Raw genomic sequence first — 21,698 nt, 5'->3', positions numbered from 1 at the left:
GCGGGGCTACACCTCCATGTGTGAGCCCATGATGACCGTGCGCTCCCGAGGCAGGCTGAAGTGCTCGGCCGCGTCGGCCGTGATGTACGAGGTGGCGATGAACAGCCGCTTGCGCCAGGGCGCCATCGTGTGGGCCTCTCCGCGCCGGAGTTCGATCTTCGACAGGAAGTAGGACGCCTCGTCGAGACGGAGCGGCCCCTCGGTCCGGGCCGGGTCGAGCAGGGCCAGCGCTCCGGGGACGTCCGGCTTCTCCATGTAGCCGAACCGGGCGGTGACATGGATGATCCCGTCGTCGCCGTAGCCGAGCTCGTCCACGACGACCCGCTGGTCGGCCGGGACGCGGGGCACCGGATCGATGTGCAGGGCGACGATCACGACGTGCTCGTGCCGGACGTGGTTGTGCCGGACGTTGGCCCGCATGGCCAGCGGCACGGTCTCCTTGCCCCGGTTCAGGAAGACGGCCGTGCCGGGGACCCGGAGCGTGGGCGCCTCGCCGCTGCGGAGCTCGTCGACGAACTCGGGCAACGACCCCTCGGCGCGGGCCCGTTGCTCGGTGACCAGCTCCCGGCCGCGCTGCCAGGTCGTCATGACGGTGAACGCGGTGAGGCCGATCAGCAGCGGCAGCCACGCGCCGTGCACCAGCTTGGTCAGGTTGGCACCCACGAACAGCAGGTCCACACAGAGCAGTACGCCTCCGCCGAGCGCGAGCAGCCAGCGGGGGGTGCCCCACTTGGCGCGGGCGACGTAGAGGAAGAGAAGGGTGGTGATGGTGATGGTGCCGGTGACCGCCATGCCGAAGGCGTAGGCCAGTTCCGCGGAGGAGCGGAAGGCGAAGACGAGGGTGAGGACCGAGACCATCAGGAGCCAGTTGATCCACGGGACGTAGATCTGGCCGAAGGTGGACGCGGAGGTGTGCGCGATGCGCAGCCGCGGCAGATAGCCCAGCTGGGCCGCCTGGGAGGCGACCGAGTACGCGCCGGTGATCACGGCCTGGGAGGCGATCACGGTCGCCGCCGTCGCGAGGATGACCATCGGCCAGCGCCCCCAGTCGGGCACGAGCAGGAAGAACGGGCTGCTGATGTTGGCCGGGTCGTCGAGGATCAGCGCGCCCTGCCCCAGGTAGCTCAGGACGCAGGCGGGCAGGACGAGCAGCAGCCAGCCGCGGGTGATGGCCCGGCGGCCGAAGTGCCCCATGTCGGCGTAGAGCGCCTCGGCACCGGTGACCGCCAGCACGATCGCGGCGAGCGCGAAGAAGGCGGTGCCCCAGTGGCCGAAGAGGAAGCCCAGCGCGTACGTCGGTGACAGCGCCTCCAGGATGTCCGGGTGGTCGGTGATGCCGACGACGCCGCACGTGCCGATGGTGACGAACCACACGATCATGACCGGCCCGAACACCCGGCCCACCGCCGCGGTGCCCCTGCGCTGCACCAGGAACAGCAGCACGATGATCACCGCGGTGATGGGCACGACCGCGTCGCCCAGCGACGGCTCCACGACCTTGAGTCCCTCGACCGCGGACAGCACCGAGATCGCCGGAGTGATCATGCTGTCGCCGAAGAACAGCGACGCGCCGAAGATGCCCACGGCGGCCAGCACCATGGCCCCGCGCCGCCCGCGCTCCCCGCTCCACCTCCGCAGCAGGGTGATCAGGGCCATGATGCCGCCCTCGCCGTCGTTGTCGGCGCGCATGGCGAGCAGGACGTAGGTCACCGTGACGATGATCATGACCGACCAGAAGACCAGCGAGACCACGCCGAACACGTTGTCCGTGGTGACCGGGACGGGGTGCGGGTCCTCGGGGTTGAACACGGTCTGGAGGGTGTAGATCGGGCTGGTGCCGATGTCGCCGAAGACCACACCGAGCGCACCGACGACAACGGCCAGCCGCACCGCGTCCCGTGTCCCCGCGCGGCGGGCCTCCCGCGCCGGTGACGCGGGCGGCTCGTCCGACGTGGTTCCCTGCCGGCGGTCGGCCATGGTGCTCCTCCTCGGTGCCGGCCGCCGAGCGCGGGCCGGGACATCGAGGCGGACGATACCCATGCCGCCCGCCAACCGTCGGCAAGGGTGCCGTTTCGTTTCGGCAGCCGTCACCGACTGGTCCCGCGGGACCAGTCGGCCGTTCAGGACTGTCCCCCGGGCCCACGGTCCGGGCCCCGCCCGCTCCTAGTGTCGAAGGCAGGGACGGCGGCCGATCCGCGGCCGGGATCCACACGTCCCACGCGGGAAAGGGCGCCCATGATCGAGGCACGGCAGTTGACCAAGCGGTACGGGGACAAGACAGTCGTCGACAATCTCAGCTTCACCGTCAAACCGGGCGAGGTGACCGGCTTCCTCGGGCCCAACGGCGCGGGCAAGTCCACGACCATGCGGATGGTCGTCGGCCTGGACGCGCCCAGCGGCGGCACCGTCATCGTCAACGGCCGCCGCTACGCGGGACACGCGGCGCCGCTGCACGAGATCGGCAGCCTCCTGGAGGCCAAGTCCGTCCATCCCGGGCGTACCGCGTTCCATCACCTGATGGCGCTCGCGTACACCCACGGCATCGCCCGCAGCCGGGTCGACGAGGTCATCGAACTGGCCGGACTGACCAGCGTGGCCGGCAAACGCGTCGGCGCCTTCTCCCTCGGTATGGGCCAGCGGCTCGGCATCGCCGCGGCCCTGCTCGGGGATCCGGCGATCGTGATGCTCGACGAACCGGTCAACGGCCTGGACCCCGAGGGTGTGCTGTGGGTGCGCAACCTCCTGCGGCAGCTGGCCGACGAGGGCCGCGCCGTGATGCTCTCCTCGCACCTGATGAGCGAGACCGCCCAGATCGCCGACCATCTGGTGATCATCGGACGCGGCCGGCTGCTCGCCGACACCACCGTCGACGACTTCACCAGGGACGCCGGCAGCGGCGGCGTCAAGGTCGCCGCCGACGACACCGCCCGGCTGCGCTCCCTGCTGGTCGGCCCCGACGTCACCATCACCTCCTCCGCCACCGGCGAACTCATGGTCCACGGCCGCGGGGCCCGGGAGATCGGCGCCGTCGCCGCCCAGAACGGGGTGGTGCTCCACGAACTCACCCCGCATGCCGTCTCCCTGGAGGAGGCGTTCATGGACCTCACCCGGGACGCCGTCGAGTACCAGAGCGCGCCGGCCAACACCGCCCGAAAGGCCGCATGATGACCGTCACCGACTTCTCGACGCTCCCGGCCCGCACGATCGTGCGCAAGGTCACCGGCCCGCGTGTCGTGCGCTCGGAGTGGGCCAAGTTCTGGACCCTGCGCTCCAGCTGGATCACCCTGGCCGTCGCCGTGTTCCTGATCGTCCTCTTCGGGGCGATCGCCGCCCACACCTACAGTCCCGACGGGGGCGGGGACCGGGGCGGACCGCTCGGCGCCGAGGGCGGCACCGACGCCGTGAGCCTGGCCCTGACCGGCGTGACCTTCGGTTCGCTCGCCGTCGGCGTGCTCGGTGTGCTGCTCTCCGCCGGCGAGTACAGCACCGGCATGATCCGCTCCACGCTCACCGCGGTCCCGCGCCGGCTGCCGGTCCTGTGGGCCAAGACCGCCGTGATCGCGCCCGTCGTCCTGGTCCTCACCGGTCTGGGTGTCCTGGCCGCGTTCGTGCTCGGCGCACCGGGTCTGGACGGCACGACGATCTCGCTCTCCCTGGGCGACGAGGGCGTGCTGCGCAGCCTGGCCGGCGCCGGTGTCTACCTCGCCCTGGTCGCCGTGTTCGGTGTGGTCCTGGGCATGGCGATCCGCTCCTCCGCCGGGGCCATCGCGACCCTGGTCGGCATCCTGCTGATCCTGCCCGGACTGGCCTCCCTGCTGCCCGACTCGCTGTACGACACCCTCAGCCCGTACTTCCCCAGCACCGCGGGACAGGCGGTCTACGCCCTGGAGCAGTCCGCCGACACCCTCTCGCCCGGAGCCGGGCTCGCCGTGTTCGCCGGCTGGGTGGCGCTGGCCCTCGCAGGGGCGGCCTACCGCCTCGTCCGCACCGACGCCTGACCGGGTACGGGACAATGGTGGTCATGAGTCCGCACAGCGCGGCAGCCGCCACGGGCACCGGCCGGGGAGCGGCACAGACACCGCTCCCCGGCTTCGACGCCACGTGGGCGCACCCGTTCCTGGACCGGCTGCTGGACGACCGCAGGCGCCGGTCGTGGCTGTTCGGCCGGCACCCGTGGCTGTTCGACACCGCCGTGATGGCGTTCATCGTGCTGATGTCCCTGCCCAGCCTGCTGCGCAACGACTCGACCCCGTCGTCCCCCTTCGGCGACACCGAACCCGGCGCCCAGCTGCCGACCGTCGTCCTGGTCCTGCTGGCCGCCTCGCAGCTCGCTCCGCTGTGGTGGCGCCGCAAGGCACCGACGGTCACGTTCCTCGTGATCGCGGGCATGTCCGTCGTGCAGTGGTCGCTGGGCGTGTGGCTCCCCACCGGGATGGCCTGGCTCGTCGCCCTCTACACCATGGCCCGCTACGGGTCCCTGCGGGTGCTCGGCTGGGCCGTCACGCTGGCCTCCGGCACCCTGCTGGTGGCCGCCCTGGTGGTGTCTCCCGGCAGGCCGGACCACCCCATGATCGGCGGCTTCTTCCTGCTGGCCACCACGGCGGCGGCCGTAGCCATCGGCCTGGCCCTGCGGATCCTGGGGATGTACCTGGCGGCGCTGGAGGACCGGGCCAGACGGGTGGAGATCGAGCAGGAACAGCGCGTCCGGCTCACCGCCGCCGCCGAGCGCTCCCGGGTCGCCCGCGAGATGCACGACATCGTCGGCCACAACCTCTCGGTCATCGTCAGCGTCGCCGACGGCGCCGCGACCCTCGCCGCCAACCGGGGCGAGCGGTCCGCCGACGCGCTGCGGGTGCTCGGCGACACCGGCCGCCAGGCCATGAGCGAGCTGCGCCGCGTCCTCGGTGTACTGCGCGAGGAACAGCAGGGTGAACGGCTGCTCGGCCCGCAGCCCGGGATCCGGGACCTGGACCCCCTCGTCGCGCGGGTGCGCACGGCCGGAGTGGCCGTGACCTACCGGACCGTGGGCAATCTCGACGCCCTGGGCGGCGGTGTGCAGCTCACCGTGTACCGCGTGGTCCAGGAGTCCCTCACCAACACCCTCAAACACGCGGGCGTCGGCACGTCCGCCGAGGTCACCATCGAGGCCGAGGAGGCGGGACAGGTACGGATCCGGATCACCGACACCGGTACGCCGCCGGGGGCACCCGTGCCCGCGAGGCCGGGCGGCACCGACGGCCGCCACGGCCACGGCCTCGTCGGCATCCGCCAGCGGGCCGCCATGTACGGCGGGACCGTCGTCCTCGGCCCGGCCGACAAGGGCCACGGCTGGACCGTGGACGTCCTGCTCGACGTACCGCCGGGAGAACAGCTGCCATGACCACCGTGCTCATCGCCGACGACCAGCCCCTCCAGCGGATGGGCGTGCGCATGCTCATCGAGGGGACTCCCGGCCTGGACGTGGCCGGTGAGGCCGAGCACGGCGCCGAGGCCGTCCGGATGGCCGCCGAACTCCGCCCCGACGTCGTCCTCATGGACATCCGGATGCCCGGCATGGACGGCCTGGAGGCCACCCGCCGGGTCATCGCCGCGGGCGGCCGCACCCGCGTCCTCATCGTGACCACCTTCGACCTCGACGAGTACGCCTACGAGGGCCTGCGGGCCGGAGCCAGCGGCTTCCTGCTCAAGGACGCCCGCCCCGAGGAGCTCGTCGCCGGCATCCGCGCGGTCGCCACCGGTGACGCCGTCGTCGCCCCCCGGCTCACCCGCCGTCTGCTCGACGCCTACGCCCACCAGGTCCTCGCGCCGGCCGACGCGCCCGGCCCGGACGATCCCCGGCTGCAAACCCTCAGCGACCGCGAACGCGAGGTCCTGGTCGCCGTCGCCCGGGGACTGACGAACTCGGAGATCGCCGAGCACCTCTTCCTCACCGAGTCCACCGTCAAGAAGCACGTCGGCCGCGTGGTCGCCAAGATCGGCGCCCGCGACCGCATCCACGCCGTGATCATGGCGTACGACGTCGGCCTGGTCAGAGCCAAGCCGTGACCTCGCGAGCCGGCCCCCAAGGCGCATTCCCCGCGTATTCGCGACACGGTGGGGGAGACGGAAGTACGCGGGCGGGTGAGTGAGGTGGACGACGTGGTCGAAAGCGGCGGATCCGGGGTCTGTCTGGTGACCGGTGCCAGTGGGTACATCGGCGGGCGGCTGGTGCCGGAGCTGCTGGAGGCCGGGTACCGGGTGCGCTGTCTCGCCCGGTCGCCCGAGAAACTGCGGGACCAGCCGTGGGCCGGACAGGTCGAGACCGTACGGGGCGACGTGACCGACGCCGCTTCCATGGCCGCGGCCATGGAGGGCGTAGACGTCGCCCACTACCTCGTGCACGCGCTCGGCACCGGCCGCGACTTCGAGCGCACCGACCGGGAGGCGGCCCGGATCTTCGGCGAACAGGCACAGCGGGCCGGCGTCGGCCGCCTGGTCTACCTCGGCGGGCTGACCCCGCCCGGCGTACCCGAGCGGGAGCTGTCACCGCACCTGCGCTCCCGCGCCGAGGTGGGCCGGATCCTGCTCGCCTCCGGTGTGCCGACGACCGTGCTGCGGGCCGCCGTCATCATCGGCTCCGGCTCCGCGAGCTTCGAGATGCTGCGCTACCTCACCGAGCGGCTGCCGGTCATGGTCACCCCCCGCTGGGTGCACACCCGGATCCAGCCGATCGCCGTACGGGACGTGCTGCGACTCCTGGTCGGCGCCGCCGCCCTGCCCTCCGACGTCAGCCGCGCCTTCGACATCGGCGGCCCCGAGGTACTGACGTACGTCGAGATGATGCGGCGGTACGCCGCCGTCGCCGGGCTGCCCCGACGGCTCATCGTCCCCGTCCCGGTCCTCACCCCCGGCCTGTCCAGCCACTGGGTCGGCCTGGTCACCCCGGTTCCGGCCGCCATCGCGCGCCCGCTGACGGAGTCGCTGCGCCACGAGGTGGTGTGCCGGGAGCGGGACATCGAGGAGTACGTGCCGAACCCGCCCGGTCACCCGATCGGGTTCGACCGGGCCGTTGATCTCGCGCTCCAGCGGGTGCGGGACGCGGGCGTCGCCACCCGCTGGTCGTCCGCCTCGGTGCCGGGCGCGCCCAGCGACCCGCTGCCCACCGACCCCGACTGGGCCGGCGGCAGCCTCTACAGCGACGTGCGCGAACGCCGTGCCGAGGTGGCACCGGACGCGCTGTGGGACGTGGTCGAGGGCATCGGCGGCGAGAACGGCTGGTACTCGTTCCCGCTCGCCTGGGCCGTACGCGGCTGGCTCGACCGGCTGGCCGGCGGGGTGGGCCTGCGCCGGGGACGCCGGGACGCGCGGCGGCTGCGGGTGGGCGACTCGCTGGACTTCTGGCGGGTCGAGGAGCTCGAACGCGGCCGGCTGCTGCGGCTGCGCGCCGAGATGCGGCTGCCCGGCCTGGCCTGGCTGGAGATGTACGTCGACGAGGACGGGACCGGCGGCACCCGCTACCGGCAGCGGGCCCTGTTCCACCCGCGCGGGCTCCTCGGCCATCTGTACTGGTGGAGCGTGTCGCCGTTCCACGCGGTCGTCTTCGGCGGAATGGCCCGCAACATCGTCCGCGCGGCCGAACGTACGCGGCCCCCGGGGTGAGCCGCGCCGGCGCCGGCATCAGCCCAGTTCGGCTCCCTTGGCGGCGGCTTCCTCCTCCGTCCGGGCCCGGTCGGTGGCCAGGGTGCCGCCCGCGCTCTCCAGGTGGGCCCGCACGAACCACTGGAACTGCTCCAGGTCGCGCAGCTGCTCGATGAGCAGATCCTCCGTGGCGGCGTCGATGTCGCCCGCCTCCTTGATCGCGGCGCGGACCGCCTCGTTCACCCCCGTGTACACGAGGTCCAGCGCGCCGAGGTGGGCGATCGCGTCGGCCCGGCCGATCGAGTAGTCGTCCCACGTGCGCCCGGCCACCAGGGCACCCGGCGTCCCGTACGCCACACCACCGAGCGCGGCGATGCGTTCCGCGACGTCGTCGGCCATCTCACGGACCCGGTCGACCTGCGGGTCGATCATCTCGTGGACGGCGATGAAGTGCGGCCCGACCACGTTCCAGTGCACGTGCTTGAGGGTCAGGTGCAGATCGTTGAGCGCGTGCAGGCGGAGGCCGAGCAGACCGATCAGCCGGCCGGCCGCCTCGCGCTCGATGCCGGGCACCGTGTACTTCGGGGTCAGATCCTTCGTCATGGTTCACCTCGGTTTGTGGGGAGTATTGGCTGCACCTGCACGGCTGCCCCGGTCCGGCCCGGGCAGTCATGGCCGGTACCGTCAGAAGATCTCCGGCAAGTCCGTGGTGATTTCGAGGATTGTCTTCCGGATGCGGGGGCACTCGGTCGCTCGCCGGACACAGGACCGGCGGACCGCCGGGCACCTGACCGGCGACCGACGCCGAAAGACCGGGAGGGGCGCGTGATGGTCACGACGACCGTGCACACCGCTGAAACGACCACCGCCGAGCGGACGGTGGACACTCCGGAGATCGCGGACCCGTCGCGGGTCGCGCCGAAGGACGCACGGGAACTGTCGAAGCTGTTCTTCGACCAGCTGATGACGCTGGAGGAGGGCACGCCCGAATACCAGGACGCGCGCAACACACTGATCGAGATGAACATGTCCCTGGTCCGCTACGCGGCCGGCCGGTTCCGCAGCCGCGGCCCCGAGGACATGGAGGACATCGTCCAGGTCGGCATGATCGGACTGATCAAGGCGATCGACCGGTTCGAGCTGACCCGAGAGGTGGAGTTCACCTCCTTCGCCATTCCCTACATCGTGGGCGAGATCAAGCGGTTCTTCCGGGACACCACCTGGGCCGTGCACGTGCCGCGGCGCCTCCAGGAGGCACGGGTGCAGCTCGCCCGCGCCAACGAGGAGCTGCGCGGCCGGCTGGGCCGGAGCCCCACGACCAGCGAGCTCGCCGAGCTGATGAGCCTCCCGGAGAAGGAGGTCGTCGAGGCCCAACTCGCCTCCAACGGCTACAAGTCGGCCTCCCTGGACGCGGCCATCAACAGCAGCGAGGACGGCGAGTCCGCGCTGGCGGACTTCATCGGCAACGAGGACGCCGCCCTCGGCCTGATCGAGGACTTCCACACCCTCGCCCCGATGCTCGCCGAACTCGACGAGCGCGAGCGGAAGATCATCCACTGGCGTTTCGTGGAGGAGCTGACCCAGGCCCAGATAGGCGAGCGGCTCGGCGTCTCCCAGATGCATGTCTCGCGGCTGATCTCGCGCCTGCTGGCCCGCCTGCGCGCGGGGATGCTCACCACGCAGTGACAGGGCGACAGCCGGTGCGGACGGTCAGTGACGGGCGGCGTGACCCTCGACGGGGTCGCGCCGCCCTCCGTCGGTGATCAATGACCCTGTTCCCGCGGGGGCTTCACCGCGATGTCGAGGTAGAAGACGTCGATACTGCGGACCGCAGCCTCGAACTCCTCCAGGTTGACCGGCTTGGTGACATACGCGTTGGCGTGGTGGTGGTAGGCGCCGGTGACGTCGTCGGGGGCCGCGGACGTGGTCAGCACAACGACCGGGATCGTACGCAGCTCGGCGTCCTCCTTCACCACGGCGAGGAACTCACGCCCGTTCATCCGCGGCATGTTGAGGTCGAGCACGATGAGATCGGGTCGCGCGTTGTCCGGGTCGCGCAGGTACTCCAGCGCCTCGATGCCGTCGGAGACCTGGGTGAGGTTGCGCGTACCGCGCTCGCTCAGTGCGTCCTGGATGAGCATCGCGTCGGCGATGTCGTCCTCGACCAGCAGCACGTCGTACGGGCGGGTTGCGGCGGCAGCCATGATTCACGAGCTCCGGTGTGTGGGGCGATGGGCCGGGTGGAATGTGCTGTTGGCGGTCAGACCGGGCCAGCGGCGCCGGGCCCCCTGTCTGCTCATACCGACCGCCTGACCGATCTCGGGGTAGCCGGCGCCGTTCTGCGCGGCGGCGTGGGCGGCCTGGTCCTCCAGGCGCCGGACGGCCTGCTTGATGTGGGTGAGCACCCGCAGACGCTCCAGAGCGTACCCGCGGGACTCGTCGGCCCGGTCGGCGGGCTCCGGCGGGCGGCCGTTCCGCCGTGCGAGGCGCCTGGTCAGTTCCTCCACCACCTCGGTCATCAGCACGGCCGTATCCTCGCTCGAAGCGCGCGAACCGGGTGGGGGATCAGACATGCGGCCACTCTAGGGTTCCGATCCGGACGAGGACAACATGTGTTGTCACGCCGTGGGTACTGTGTGCCTGCCCGCGCGGAACAACGAGGTCGCGCGGCACCGCGGGGCAGTACGGCACCGCGCGGCAAGGACGGCACGTCAAGGAGAGAAGTCACCGCGATGACAGGGAAACCGTCGAGCACCCCGGGCGGGTTCGCCGGTTGGACGACCCGTCGCTGGCTGCGGGTGGGCGTCGCCGGAACGCTGGTCGTCCTGGCGGTGCTCGGTTCGCTGGGCGGCTGGGCGATGTGGCGTACCACGCAGATCACCGACTCGCTGGTCGACCGGCACTCTCCGGCGCTGATCGAGGCGATCCGGGTGGAGGAGTCCCTGGTCAACCAGGAGACCGGGATCCGCGGCTACGGACTGTCCGGCGACCGCGACTACCTGCGGCCGTACACCCAGGGTGTGGCCGACGAGAAGGTGGCGCTCGGGCGGCTGCGCCCCCTGATCGGCGCCGACGCCGAGGCCCGCGCCGACCTGGCCGAGGTGGAGGAACGCGCCACCGCCTGGCAGGAGCGGACGGCCCGGCCCATCGCGGCCGCCTCCCCCGCGGAGGCCCCGCGGATCAGCGAGGCGCGCACCGAGGCCGGCAAGGCGGACTTCGACGCGCTGCGGCGGTCGATGACCGGCCAGCAGGCCCACCTGGAGGACGAACGCACCGCCGCCACCCGGGAACTGCGGCAGGCCACGACCCTGCGGAACTGGATGTTCTCCGTCATCGCGATCGTCATCCTGCTGGTCGCGGCGCTGGTCTTCGAGGGCCTGCGCCGTGGGGTCACCGGCCCGCTCAGCCGGCTCGGCGAGTCCGCCCGCGACGTCGCGCAGGGCCGTTTCGAGCGCTCCATCGAAAGCTCCGGCCCCGCCGACCTGCGCCGGCTCGCCGCCGACGTGGAGTCCATGCGGCTGCGCATGGTGGAGGAACTGCGGCTCAGCGAGGAGACCCGTGCGCTCCTCGACGAGCAGGCCGAGGACCTGAAGCGGTCCAACACCGAACTGGAGCAGTTCGCCTACGTCGCCTCGCACGACCTCCAGGAGCCGCTGCGCAAGGTCTCCAGCTTCACCCAGCTCCTCCAGCGCCGCTACGGCGGGCAACTGGACGACAAGGCCGACCAGTACATCGGGTTCGCCGTCGACGGCGCCAACCGGATGCAGATCCTCATCAACGACCTGCTCGCCTTCTCCCGGGTCGGCCGCGTCCACAACGAACACCAGACGGTCAACCTGGAGAAGGTGTTCGGCAGGGTGCTCGGCGATCTCAGCCTGAGCGTCGAGGAGACCGGCGCCGAGATCACCCACGACCCGCTGCCCACCGTCGTCGGAGACCCCACCCAACTGGGCATGCTGTGGCAGAACCTGCTGTCCAACGCGATCAAGTTCCGCAGCCCCGACCGGACTCCGCACGTCCACGTCAGCGCCCTGTGCGACGACGGGATGTGGGAGTTCGCCGTCGCCGACAACGGCATCGGCATCGCGCGGGAGTTCCAGGAGAAGGTCTTCGTCCTCTTCCAGCGCCTGCACACCAAGGACGCCTATCCGGGCACCGGCATCGGCCTCGCGATGTGCCGGAAGGTCGCCGAGTTCCACGGCGGCGGCATCCGGATCGACCCCGACTACGTGCTCGGCACCCGCATCGTCCTCACCCTGCCCGCCCTCGCGGCCGTGCCGACGGCCCCGGACGAAGAGAGACAGCCGTGACCGCTCCTGTCGCAGGCCAGGCCGAGCAGTACGACGTGCTTCTCGTCGAGGACGACGACGGGGACGCGCTTCTCGTCGAGGAACTCCTCGACGAGACCGACCTGCCGCACACCCTGACGCGGTGCCGCACGGCGGCCGAGGCACGCCGGGCGCTGGCGGCGGGATCCGTTGCCTGTGTGCTGCTCGACCTGCATCTGCCCGACGCCAGCGGAGTGGAGACGGTCCAGGCCATCCAGGCGGGCACCCACGCCGCGATCATCGTGCTGACCGGCCTCGACGAACCGCGCGCCGGTGTCGACGCGCTCGCCGCCGGCGCCCAGGACTACCTGATCAAGGGCAAGGTCGATCCCGAGCTGATGCAGCGGGCCGTCCGCTACGCGGTCCAGCGCAAGCAGGCCGAACGCGCCAACGCGGCCCTCCAGATCGGCCGGCTGCGCGCCGAGGAGAACGCGCGCCTGGAGCGCGGGCTGCTGCCCGAGCCGCTGCTGTTCTCCACCGCCGTCACCGCGTCCAGCCGCTACTACCCCGGACGCGCGCAGGCCCTGCTCGGCGGCGACTTCCTCGACGTCGTCCAGACCGACGACGGCCAGGTCCACGCGATCATAGGAGACGTCAGCGGCCACGGCCCCGACGCCGCCGCGCTCGGCGTCTGCCTCCGTATCGCCTGGCGCGCCCTCACCCTCGGCGGCCACCGCGACCAGCACCTGCTCCATCTGCTGGAGCAGATCCACATAGCCGAACGGGCGGGCAGTGACCTGTTCACCACCTGCACCCTGATCACCCTGGACCCGCAGGCCGGCACCCTCACCCTGCACCTTGCCGGTCACCACGAGCCGCTCGTCAGCACCGCCGACGGCACCCGCCAGGTCGACGCCGCCCACGGCATGGCCCTGGGTATCGCGCCCGGCCTGGGCAGCTGGCCAGCCACCAAGCTGGCCCTGCCGCCCGAGGGCGCGCTCATCGCCTACACCGACGGCCTGATCGAGGGGTTCGCGGACGGCACGGGCACCCGGCTCGGCGTCGAGGGACTGCTGGACATCATCGACACCCTGCGCGCGTCCGAGCCCGGCACCCATCTCGACCAGCTCATCGCCCGCACCCGCGCGCTCAACGCGGACCGCCACACCGACGACCTCGCGGTCCTGCGCCTGGACTGGAACACGGTGCGTCCGGCGGCCGCGCGCCGGCCGTGACCCGGGAAGCGCCGAGGGGAGAGCCGGTCAGGTCCCGGGCTCGCCGAGGCGGAGGTGGGCGACGACCTGCTTGCCGGCCCCCAGCACAATGATGTGCAGCTGCTCGCAGAGCCGGCCGACGAGCCGGAAGCCGTGCCCGCCGACGCGCTGCGGGTCGGCCGGCTGGAGCCGCGGGGGTTCGGGCGAGCTGTCGCGGACCGCGATCCGCAGCCGGCTGCCGTCGGGCGTCACCTCCAGGAGGAGACTGCCGGGTCCGGGCGCGTGCCGTACGGCGTTGGTGACCAGTTCGCTCACGACGAGCTGGGCGTCCTGGCTCGGCCGGTGGTCGGGGTGGTGCCCCGCCTGGGCCAGCAACGTGCGTACCGCGTGCCGGGCGTCGGCGATCCGGCCGTCCGTGGAGTCCCAGACGGCGCTGTACCGCCCGGGTGCCGAGCGGAGCGGGCGGGCCGGTGTCTGCTTGCTGAGCGGGGTGACCATAAACGTGATCCCGTGGTTGTTCCTAGCCTCTGCATCACCTGGTGTAGCTGCCGTGTCCACTCGTCTACCCGGTGTCGCCCCTTTCATGAACACGTCCGCTCCACGAACACGACGCCCCCGTGAACCCCCCGGTTCCGAGCCCGCCGCCCGCCGGGTGAATCCACCGCCCCCGCCCGCTTCCCGGCCCCGCCCGTTCTCCGAACACGCTCGCAGTCGGGCCGTCACTGGGGCGCGAAGTGGTTGGGTGAGCGTATGTTCCGTTCGCTTCGCGCGCTGGTTGTCCCGGCGCACCGTTTCCCGGACGGAGACGGTGGCGCGTCCATCCGTACCCCCGACACCCGGGACGTCGTGCTCGCGACGGTCCTCGCCACGACCGTGGTGGTGGCGCTGGGGCTGCTGACCGGGACCGCCGTGGTCTTCCTGGGGCTGCTGGTGTTCCTGCCGGCCTTCGCCGCGGCGCTGTGCACTCCGCGGCAGACGGCGCTGGTCTCCGCCTGGGCGAGCGGCTGCGTCATCGTGCCGGCGGTCTTCCGGTCCGCGGACTCGGTGGCCGACCGGGTCGTCCTGGCCCTGTTCGCCGCCGGACTGTGCGCCATGGCGGTCCTCGGCGCCCGGGTACGGATCCGGCGCGAGCGCGAGTTCGTGCGGCTGCGGTCCTCCGCGGTCGCGATGCAGCGGCAGATCCTGCGCCCGCTGCCCGTGGTCACCGACGACGTCCTGGTGGACGGCGTCTACCAGCCGCTCCAGCGGGACGAACTCGTCGGCGGCGACATCTACGAGGTCGCGGCCACCCCCTGGGGCACCCGGATGCTGATCGGCGACGTCCAGGGCAAGGGGCTCAGCGCGATCGGCGCGGCCATCGACGTGGTCGGCGCCTTCCGTGAGGCGGCCCACCGCGAGCCGACGCTCACCGCGCTCGTCGACGCGCTGGAGGCGGCGGTCGTCCGCCACAACGCCTACGCGGACCAGCGCGACGAGCCGGAACGCTTCGTCACCGCGCTGGTCGTCGCGGTGGACGAGGGCGACGAGGCCCAGCTGGTCGTCTGCGGCCACATCCCGCCGTACCTCCTCCATGACGGCGCCGTCACCGAGGTCGCCGCCGAGGAGGAGCAGGTGCCGCTCGGACTGGCGGCGCTGGTCGACGAACCGCGCACCGTCGCCTGGTTCCCCTTCCCGGACGGGGCCACGCTGCTGCTGTGCACCGACGGCCTGACCGAGGCCCGCTCGCCCGCCGGCGCCTTCTATCCACTCCAGGCGCGCCTGGGCCACCGCGGCGACATCACGGCCGACCGGCTGACCCGCTGGCTCGTCGACGACGTGCGCGACTTCACCAGGGGCGGCCAGGAGGACGACATCGCGGTCCTCGCCGTCCGGCGCGCACCCTACGGGTCCTCGACAGGACCTTCGTAGAACCGCCCTCGCCCTCCGGCGCGTCCTGATCTACGGTGCCATGAGTCGAACAGGACCTGGGAGGGACCGTGCCGGAGCCGCGGACCGCGCTCGCCGAGCGCATTGCCCGGCGCAGACGGGGGGACGACGACCCCCGTGCCCTGGTGGGGGAGATGCGCCGCGCGCTGCTGCTGGTGCCGGTGGCCGACGGCGGCCTGTGGTCGGTGCGTTCGGGCGGGGTGCGCTGGATCTGCGGGTTCACGGACGAGGCGGCGCTGGCCGCGTTCGCCCTGCACCACGGGCCGCGCGACCGGGCCATGGACTACGCGGCGCTGCTCGGCGCGCGCATCGTCGACGAGATCGTGCCGGCGCTCGGCGAACCCGCCGGGCTCGCCGTGGACATCGCCACCGAGGACGGCTCCATGTTCTTCCCGCCGGTCACCGGCATCGTCCCGGACGCGGTCGCCGTCGACACCGGACAGGCCGAGGACGCAGGACATCCAGGGGAGGAACGCCATGGCCGGTGACGGCGCGGATCTTCAGCTCGACAAGGCGTCGGTCGCCAAGTTCACCCAGGGCGTCGGCGCGATCATCGACCAGCTCGGTGAACTCGGCGGCGCCACCGGCTCGGTGATGGGAAAGGGCTTCTCGGAGCTGGCGATGACCGGCATGGAGGCCGGACACCACGGCCTCTCGGTCGACTTCGAGGACTTCTGCGAACGCTGGGAGTGGGGTGTACGCGCCCTCGTCCGGGACGCCAGTGAGCTCGCGAACCGGCTCGGCCTCGCGGCCGGCACCCAGTGGGAGCACGACCAGTATGTGGCGGGCACCCTCAAGGTGGGCGCCAACTCCCTGCTGGGCGGCAATCCGCACGCCGGCGAGGAGGACATCGCCAAGCAGAGCTGGGGCGACATCGCCACACCCGACTACCTGAACCCCGACTGGAGCGCCGAGTCGTTCGACCAGGCCGGGCAGGACATGGCGCAGACGTGGAAGGACACCGGCCGCACCGTACTGACGGAGGGCCAGGGCGGTCAGCGCTCCGAGCTGCTCAACCAGGCGCTGGGCATCTCCGACGACGAGTGGGACCAGGCGCTGGACGACACCTTCGGACCCTCTCCGGAGGAGCGCGCCGAGCAGCAGCAGGGTGACTCCGGGGGGAACTGACGGTGGGATTCGGCGACTTCATCAGCGACATCACGCCCGACGCGGTCGAGAACGCGGTCGAGGACGGTGTCGAGTGGGCGGGCAACCGTGTCGAGGACGCGGGCAACTGGACCGCCGACCGGCTCCAGGACGTCGGATGGGAGTCCGGCGCCGACTGGGTGCGCGAGCAGTCCCGTTCGGTCGCCAACCGGATGGGCGCGGAGGTCGACGAGCTGGACCTCGGCCAGACCGAGGACAAGACCAAGCTGATCTACGGCAGCCCCGGGAAGATCACCGCGACCGCCGGCAAACTCAAAGCCTTCCAGACGGCCTTCGACGGCACCGGCGACGGACTCAAGGGCCTCGACTCCTCCCGCCTCAAGGGCGAGGCCGCCGAGGCGCTGCGCACCGCGGTGAGCACCCAGCCGCCCAAGTGGTACAAGGCCGCCGACGCCGGCGAGAAGGCGGTCGGCGCCCTGGAGTCGTTCGCCGACACCGTCACCTGGGCGCAGGGACAGGCGCAGACGGCGATCGACAAGTGGAAGCAGGGCGTCAAGGCGTCCGAGGAAGCCGCCGACGCCCACCGCAAGAAGATCGACGACTACAACGGCGCCGTCGACCGCTACAACGCCCAGCCCGCCGACAAGCGCGACCCGGCCTCCCTGCCGCCCCGCCCGGCCGCCACCTTCGACGACCCCGGCAAGCGGCTGATGAAGGAGGCGCAGGACCTCCTCGCCGACGCCCGCACCCAGCGCAACGCGGCCGCCGAGACCGCCCGCTCCGCAATCCGCGCCGCCCGTGACATGGCCCCCGAGAAGCCGTCCTACGCCGAGCAGTTGCGCGACGGCGCCGGTGAACTCCAGCTCATGGGCGACCACGTGGGCGGCGGCATCATCAAGGGCACGGCCGGCATCGTGAACTTCGTCCGCGCCGTCAACCCGATGGATCCGTACAACATCACGCACCCCGCCGAGTACGCGACCTCCCTCAACAGCCTGGCCGCGGGCCTGGTGGTGGCCGCCAACGACCCGGTCGGCACCGGCAGCCAGATGATCAGCAACTTCATGAAGGACCCCTCCGAGGGGTTCGGACGGCTGATCCCGGACGTGGCCCTGACCCTCGCCACCGGTGGCGGAGGCGCCGCCGCGCGCGGGGCGAAGCTCGCGGAGGAGGCGGCCGACCTGGCGCGGACGCGCCGGCTGCTCGACGACACCCCGGAGGGGACGCACGGGCGCGGGGACGGACAGCGCACCTCCGACGGCTCCGACCCGGTGGACCTCGCCACGGGCCGGATGTTCCTGCCGCAGACCGACGTGGAGATCCCCGGCATCCTGCCGCTGCTGTTCACCCGCCGCACCGAGTCGGGTCTCGCGACCGGCCGTTTCCTGGGGCCCGCGTGGACGTCGACGGTCGACGAGCGGCTGGAGATCGACGCCGTCGGTGTTGTCCACAGCACCGCCGACGGCCTCCTCGTCACCTACCCGCACCCCGTCCCCGGCGCCCCCACCCGCCCCTGGTCGGCCGGCCCCCGCACCCTGCTGGCCCGCGACGAGGACGGCCACTACACCCTCACCGACCCCGACTCGGGCGTCTTCCGGCACTTCACCGCCCCGGCCCACACCGACCCCGGCGGCGACGGCACCGCCTGGCTGTCCGGCACCGGTGACCGCAACGGCCACACCGTCACCGTCGACCGCGCCGACGACGGACTGCCGCTGGCCCTAGTGCACTCCGGGGGCCACCGGCTGAAGCTGACCAGCGCGGACGGCCGGATCACCGCACTGCACCTCGCCGGCGCCGGACCGGACGGCACCGACCAGCCGCTCATGGGCTACGGCTACGCGGACGGCGACCTCACCACCGTCACCCGGCCGTCCGGCGCCGCCACCACCTTCCACTACGACGACCGCCACCGGGTCGTCGCCTGGACCGACTCCAACGGCCGCCGCTACGACTACACCTACGACGACGAGGACCGGGTCGTCGCCGAGGGCGGCGAGGCCGGACACGTCCAGATCACCCTCACCTACACCGCGCCGGACGCCGGGACCGGCCACCGGACGACCGTCCTGACCACCGCCGACGGCCGGGCCACCCGGCATCTGATCGGCCCCGGCTGCCGGATCCTGGCCACCACGGACGCGCTCGGCCACACCACCCGCTTCCAGCACGACCCGAGCGGCAACCTGCTCTCGCGCACCGACCCGCTCGGCGCCACCACCGCCTTCCGCTACGACGACGAGGGCCGGCTGGTCTCGGCCGTCCGCCCCGACGGCTCCGAAGTACGCCTGGTCCGGGGCCCGTTCGGGCTGCCGGTGGAGATCGTGGGACCGGACGGCGCCCGCACCACGTACACGTACGACGAACGCGGCAACCGGACCGCGCTCACCGACCCGGCCGGACACACCACCCGTACCTCCTACGACGGCCACGGCCGGCTCACCTCCGTGACCGGGCCCCGGGGCGGTACGACCCGGGTGGTGTGCGACGCGGCGGGGCGGGTCGTGGCGGTGACGGGCCCGTCCGGGGCCGTCAGCCGCACCGAGCGGGACGGGCTCGGCCGCCCGGTGCGGGTCACCGACCCGACGGGCGGCGTCACCCTCGTCGAATGGGGCGCGGACGGACAGCCGGTCCGCCGCACCCACCCGGGCGGCTCCGTCGAGTCCTGGACGTACGACGGCGAGGGCAACTGCCTGACCCACACCGACGCGGCGGGCGGCACCACGGCCTACGAGTACACCCACTTCGACCTGCCGCTCGCGGTCACCCGGCCCGACGGCGGCCGCCACGAGTTCGAGCACGACCACGACCTGCGCCTCACCAGGGTCACCAACCCGCAGGGCCTGAGCTGGAGTTACACGTACGACGCGGTCGGCAACATCGTCTCCGAGACCGACTTCGACGGACGCACCCTCACCTACCGGGTGGACGCCGCGGGCCGGCTCGCCGAGCGCACCGACGCCCTCGGCGGGACCATCTCCTTCACCCGCGACCCTCTCGGCCAGGTCCTCCGCAAGAACGTCGACGGCCGGGTGACGACGTACGCCTACGATCCGGCGGGCCGCCTCCTGGAGGCGGTGGCCGCGGACAGCGAACTGCGCTACCAGTACGACCGCCGCGGACTGGTCAAGACCGAACTCGTCGACGGCCGCCCGCTCCTGTACTCCTACGACGACCTCGGGCGCCGCGTCCGCCGGACCACCCCCACCGGCCACGTCACCGCCTACGCCTACGACGACGCCGGTCTGCCCGCCCGGCTCACCACCGGCGGCCGGCAGGTCGACTTCACCCACGACGACGCCGGCCGCGAACTGGTCCGCGCCTTCGGCGACACGGTCACCGTCAACTCCGCCTGGGACGCGGCCGGCCGGCTCGCCGCCCAGCACGTCACCGCGGGCGACCGGGCCGTCAACAGCCGCGCCTACGCCTACCGCGCCGACGGACAGCTGCTCTCCGTCGCGGACGCGCTCTCCGGCACCCGCACCTTCGACCTGGACGGCATGGGCCGGGTCACCGCCGTGCACGCCAAGGACTGGACCGAGCGGTACGCGTACGACGACGCCGGCAACCAGGCCTCGGCGTCCTGGCCGGACCGGCACCCGGGCAGCGCCGCCACCGGCCCGCGCAGCTACCGCGGCACCACCCTCACCCGCGCCGGAGCCGTCCGCTTCGAGCACGACGCCCTCGGCCGGGTCACCCTGCGCCAACGCACCCGCCTGTCCCGCAAACCCGACACCTGGCGCTACGAGTGGGACACCGAGAACCGCCTCACCGCCGTCACCACCCCCGACGGGACCCGCTGGCGCTACCAGTACGACCCGCTCGGCCGGCGCACCGCGAAGCAGCGGCTCGCGGCCGACGGTGCGAGCGTGGCCGAGGAGGTCCGGTTCACCTGGGACGGCCTCACCCTGTGCGAGGAGACCAGCCGCCGGCCCGGCGCCCCGCACACGGTCGCGCTCACCTGGGACCACCGCGATGTCGTCCCGCTGGCCCAGACTGAGCGGATCCTGACCGCCGACAGCCGCCAGGAGGAGATCGACCGGCGCTTCTTCGCCATCGCCACCGACCTGGTCGGCACCCCGACCGAACTGATCGGCGAGTCCGGCGAGATCGCCTGGCACACCCGCAGCACCCTCTGGGGCACCACCGCCTGGGCCAGGGACAACACCGCCTACACGCCGCTCAGGTTCCCCGGCCAGTACTACGACCCCGAGACCGGCCTGCACTACAACTGCTTCCGCCACTACGACCCCGAGACCGGCCGCTACACCTCCCCGGACCCGCTGGGGCTCGCTCCCGCGCCCAACCCCCTCGGCTATGTCGGCAACCCGCTCACGGGGTGCGACCCGCTGGGCCTGATGCCCGGCTACACCAAGGAGGAGAAGGCCCGGCAGCGGGCCGTCAAGGCGGCCGACGGCGTCATCGAACGGGCGGGCGACGGCACGTTCCGCAAACACCCCAAGTACCACGGCGACGAGATGCACGGCTTCACCGACGAACGGGTCCTGGAGATCCTCAAGGAGCCGGACGCGGTGTACCAGTCGACGGGAACGGCCGGAAAGCTCATCTTCCGGCAGGGCGACGACGTCGTCGTGACCCACGGCCCCGGCTCCGAGGCCGGCCAGGCCATCACGGCGTACGGACCCTCCGGCATCAAGGGCGGGTCCGGGGCCGAGGCGCTCGGCGGCAAGGCGACCGACCCCGGTGCGCCGATCACCCACCAGGACATCCTGGACGGAAAGATCCCGAGCAAGGACGGCACCATGCCCAAGGCCGTACAGATCAAATGAGGCGGCACCCACGATGAGACTGACCCTCGGCGACGACTGGCACGCGAGTGTGACGGACACCCCGCTGCCCTTCGCCCCCCGCTTCACGGGCACCGCCGTCACCGTCGCGCCCTACACGGACACGAAGGAGCGGGTGCGGTTCCTCGCGGACACCTTCGGCAGCCAGGAGTGGCTGTGGGACACCGCGGACACCCTCGGCTTCGCCCGGGGGAGCCGGGAGCTGACCGGCGCCGAGTTCCGGCTGCCCACCGAGACCGGCGCCGCCGGGGACTGCGCCCGCCTTCCCGCCAAGCCGCCCGTGCTGCCGGGCGGGCTGCGCGCCGACGAGGAGCGCGACTGCCGCCTGGAGGTGACGTCGGTGCTGTGCCGCGCGCCCGGCGACACCGAACTGACCGCCCTGCGCGACCCCGGCGTCCTCGACGAACCCCTCCAGGCCCGCCTCGGCCTCGCCCCGGACCTGGCGCTCCTGATCCAGCACCACACCGTCGTCGGCTGGAGCCTCACCGACCCCGCGCGCCATCTGACGAGCGGCTACGCCGACCCCGATCCCGCCCCGCCCGCACCGGCCACCCGCGAACTGCTCGGCGCCTGCCTGGACCTGATCACCTACCCGCTGCTCGACGAGGTGCAGGACGAGGAGCCCGCCGCCCTGGCCCGGCTCCGGGAGACCCACCGGGCCCTGACCGCCCGGCGCGAGGACCGCCGCCGCGCCGACGCGCTGCTCGCCCTCATCGCCACCCTGGTCGAGGACTACGGGGACTGACCGGCTTCACGGC

At 72.4% G+C, this 21,698-nt stretch carries 18 protein-coding genes; 13 read left to right on the top strand and 5 right to left on the bottom strand.

Annotated features, from left to right (window positions below; translation table 11 throughout):
• Positions 1-6: 6 nt before the first annotated feature.
• Entirely contained in the window at positions 7-1,977 is a 1,971-nt protein-coding gene (locus ACIQAC_RS16715) for a potassium transporter Kup (RefSeq protein ID WP_402191529.1), read from the bottom strand.
• 258 nt (positions 1,978-2,235) lie between these two features.
• On the opposite strand from ACIQAC_RS16715, the gene ACIQAC_RS16710 reads away from it, so the two are divergent.
• The 5 genes from ACIQAC_RS16710 (at position 2,236) to ACIQAC_RS16690 (ending at position 7,638) form a co-directional block, all read left to right on the top strand.
• A complete protein-coding gene (locus ACIQAC_RS16710; protein ID WP_402191527.1) occupies positions 2,236-3,165 on the top strand; it encodes an ABC transporter ATP-binding protein in 930 nt (309 codons plus the stop codon).
• Positions 3,165-3,998: an ABC transporter permease gene (locus ACIQAC_RS16705; protein ID WP_402191772.1), complete on the top strand. Its 834-nt coding sequence runs from the start codon at positions 3,165-3,167 to the stop codon at positions 3,996-3,998. The genes ACIQAC_RS16710 and ACIQAC_RS16705 overlap by 1 nt, the downstream gene beginning before the upstream one ends.
• 23 nt (positions 3,999-4,021) lie before the next feature.
• The gene (locus ACIQAC_RS16700; RefSeq protein ID WP_402191525.1) at positions 4,022-5,380 is read left to right on the top strand and encodes a sensor histidine kinase; all 1,359 of its coding nucleotides are present in this window, start codon (positions 4,022-4,024) and stop codon (positions 5,378-5,380) included.
• On the top strand, positions 5,377-6,045 hold the full coding sequence (locus ACIQAC_RS16695; protein WP_402191523.1) for a response regulator: 669 nt from the start codon (positions 5,377-5,379) through the stop codon (positions 6,043-6,045). The genes ACIQAC_RS16700 and ACIQAC_RS16695 overlap by 4 nt, the downstream gene beginning before the upstream one ends.
• A gap of 75 nt (positions 6,046-6,120) precedes the next feature.
• On the top strand, positions 6,121-7,638 hold the full coding sequence (locus ACIQAC_RS16690) for an SDR family oxidoreductase (protein WP_402191522.1): 1,518 nt from the start codon (positions 6,121-6,123) through the stop codon (positions 7,636-7,638).
• Between the two features lie 18 nt (positions 7,639-7,656).
• Here ACIQAC_RS16690 and dps read toward each other — a convergent pair whose 3' ends face one another.
• A complete protein-coding gene (gene dps / locus ACIQAC_RS16685; RefSeq protein ID WP_402191519.1) occupies positions 7,657-8,220 on the bottom strand; it encodes a DNA starvation/stationary phase protection protein Dps in 564 nt (187 codons plus the stop codon).
• A 225-nt stretch (positions 8,221-8,445) separates the two neighbouring features.
• Here dps and ACIQAC_RS16680 point away from each other — a divergent pair, with 225 nt between their 5' ends.
• Entirely contained in the window at positions 8,446-9,303 is an 858-nt protein-coding gene (locus ACIQAC_RS16680; RefSeq protein ID WP_402191517.1) for an RNA polymerase sigma factor SigF, read from the top strand.
• A 77-nt stretch (positions 9,304-9,380) separates the two neighbouring features.
• On the opposite strand, the gene ACIQAC_RS16675 is transcribed toward ACIQAC_RS16680, so the two are convergent.
• On the bottom strand, positions 9,381-9,821 hold the full coding sequence (locus ACIQAC_RS16675; RefSeq protein WP_402191514.1) for a response regulator: 441 nt from the start codon (positions 9,819-9,821) through the stop codon (positions 9,381-9,383).
• A 3-nt stretch (positions 9,822-9,824) separates the two neighbouring features.
• A complete protein-coding gene (locus ACIQAC_RS16670) occupies positions 9,825-10,190 on the bottom strand; it encodes a hypothetical protein (protein ID WP_402191512.1) in 366 nt (121 codons plus the stop codon).
• A gap of 159 nt (positions 10,191-10,349) precedes the next feature.
• On the opposite strand from ACIQAC_RS16670, the gene ACIQAC_RS16665 reads away from it, so the two are divergent.
• Entirely contained in the window at positions 10,350-11,927 is a 1,578-nt protein-coding gene (locus ACIQAC_RS16665) for an ATP-binding protein (RefSeq protein WP_402191510.1), read from the top strand.
• Positions 11,924-13,120, top strand: coding sequence for a PP2C family protein-serine/threonine phosphatase (locus tag ACIQAC_RS16660; RefSeq protein ID WP_402191508.1), 1,197 nt, complete (start codon positions 11,924-11,926; stop codon positions 13,118-13,120). The genes ACIQAC_RS16665 and ACIQAC_RS16660 overlap by 4 nt, the downstream gene beginning before the upstream one ends.
• A 27-nt stretch (positions 13,121-13,147) precedes the next feature.
• Here ACIQAC_RS16660 and ACIQAC_RS16655 read toward each other — a convergent pair whose 3' ends face one another.
• Positions 13,148-13,597 carry an ATP-binding protein gene (locus ACIQAC_RS16655; RefSeq protein WP_402191506.1) on the bottom strand — a complete coding sequence of 150 codons (450 nt, stop codon included), beginning with the start codon at positions 13,595-13,597 and terminating at the stop codon, positions 13,148-13,150.
• Between the two features lie 252 nt (positions 13,598-13,849).
• Between ACIQAC_RS16655 and ACIQAC_RS16650 the strand changes: the two genes are divergently transcribed.
• The 5 genes from ACIQAC_RS16650 to ACIQAC_RS16630 all read left to right on the top strand — a co-directional run bounded on the left by ACIQAC_RS16650 (position 13,850) and on the right by ACIQAC_RS16630 (position 21,685).
• Complete coding sequence (locus ACIQAC_RS16650) at positions 13,850-15,007, top strand: PP2C family protein-serine/threonine phosphatase (protein WP_402191503.1); 1,158 nt, start codon at positions 13,850-13,852, stop codon at positions 15,005-15,007.
• A gap of 68 nt (positions 15,008-15,075) precedes the next feature.
• Positions 15,076-15,513, top strand: coding sequence for a hypothetical protein (locus ACIQAC_RS16645; protein ID WP_402191501.1), 438 nt, complete (start codon positions 15,076-15,078; stop codon positions 15,511-15,513).
• Entirely contained in the window at positions 15,503-16,153 is a 651-nt protein-coding gene (locus tag ACIQAC_RS16640; RefSeq protein ID WP_402191499.1) for a hypothetical protein, read from the top strand. Before ACIQAC_RS16645 ends, ACIQAC_RS16640 begins: the two co-directional genes overlap by 11 nt.
• A gap of 2 nt (positions 16,154-16,155) precedes the next feature.
• Positions 16,156-20,922 carry a putative T7SS-secreted protein gene (locus tag ACIQAC_RS16635; RefSeq protein WP_402191497.1) on the top strand — a complete coding sequence of 1,589 codons (4,767 nt, stop codon included), beginning with the start codon at positions 16,156-16,158 and terminating at the stop codon, positions 20,920-20,922.
• Between the two features lie 13 nt (positions 20,923-20,935).
• On the top strand, positions 20,936-21,685 hold the full coding sequence (locus ACIQAC_RS16630; RefSeq protein WP_402191495.1) for a hypothetical protein: 750 nt from the start codon (positions 20,936-20,938) through the stop codon (positions 21,683-21,685).
• The last annotated feature ends 13 nt before the right edge of the window (positions 21,686-21,698 follow it).

Origin of the sequence: Streptomyces sp. NPDC088387 (genome assembly GCF_044753385.1) — a bacterium.
GTDB lineage: Bacteria > Actinomycetota > Actinomycetes > Streptomycetales > Streptomycetaceae > Streptomyces.
Note: the sequence above shows the minus strand (reverse complement) of the source record. Positions and strands in the feature narration are given on the sequence as shown.

Bases quoted from the DNA above. Each gene is read 5' to 3' on its own strand.
- ACIQAC_RS16715 (WP_402191529.1), bottom strand. From the start codon at position 1,977: ATGGCCGACCGCCGGCAGGGAACCACGTCGGACGAGCCGCCCGCGTCA.
- ACIQAC_RS16710 (WP_402191527.1), top strand. From the start codon at position 2,236: ATGATCGAGGCACGGCAGTTGACCAAGCGGTACGGGGACAAGACAGTC.
- ACIQAC_RS16705 (WP_402191772.1), top strand. From the start codon at position 3,165: ATGACCGTCACCGACTTCTCGACGCTCCCGGCCCGCACGATCGTGCGC.
- ACIQAC_RS16700 (WP_402191525.1), top strand. From the start codon at position 4,022: ATGAGTCCGCACAGCGCGGCAGCCGCCACGGGCACCGGCCGGGGAGCG.
- ACIQAC_RS16695 (WP_402191523.1), top strand. From the start codon at position 5,377: ATGACCACCGTGCTCATCGCCGACGACCAGCCCCTCCAGCGGATGGGC.
- dps (WP_402191519.1), bottom strand. From the start codon at position 8,220: ATGACGAAGGATCTGACCCCGAAGTACACGGTGCCCGGCATCGAGCGC.
- ACIQAC_RS16680 (WP_402191517.1), top strand. From the start codon at position 8,446: ATGGTCACGACGACCGTGCACACCGCTGAAACGACCACCGCCGAGCGG.
- ACIQAC_RS16675 (WP_402191514.1), bottom strand. From the start codon at position 9,821: ATGGCTGCCGCCGCAACCCGCCCGTACGACGTGCTGCTGGTCGAGGAC.
- ACIQAC_RS16670 (WP_402191512.1), bottom strand. From the start codon at position 10,190: ATGTCTGATCCCCCACCCGGTTCGCGCGCTTCGAGCGAGGATACGGCC.
- ACIQAC_RS16665 (WP_402191510.1), top strand. From the start codon at position 10,350: ATGACAGGGAAACCGTCGAGCACCCCGGGCGGGTTCGCCGGTTGGACG.
- ACIQAC_RS16655 (WP_402191506.1), bottom strand. From the start codon at position 13,597: ATGGTCACCCCGCTCAGCAAGCAGACACCGGCCCGCCCGCTCCGCTCG.
- ACIQAC_RS16650 (WP_402191503.1), top strand. From the start codon at position 13,850: ATGTTCCGTTCGCTTCGCGCGCTGGTTGTCCCGGCGCACCGTTTCCCG.
- ACIQAC_RS16640 (WP_402191499.1), top strand. From the start codon at position 15,503: ATGGCCGGTGACGGCGCGGATCTTCAGCTCGACAAGGCGTCGGTCGCC.
- ACIQAC_RS16630 (WP_402191495.1), top strand. From the start codon at position 20,936: ATGAGACTGACCCTCGGCGACGACTGGCACGCGAGTGTGACGGACACC.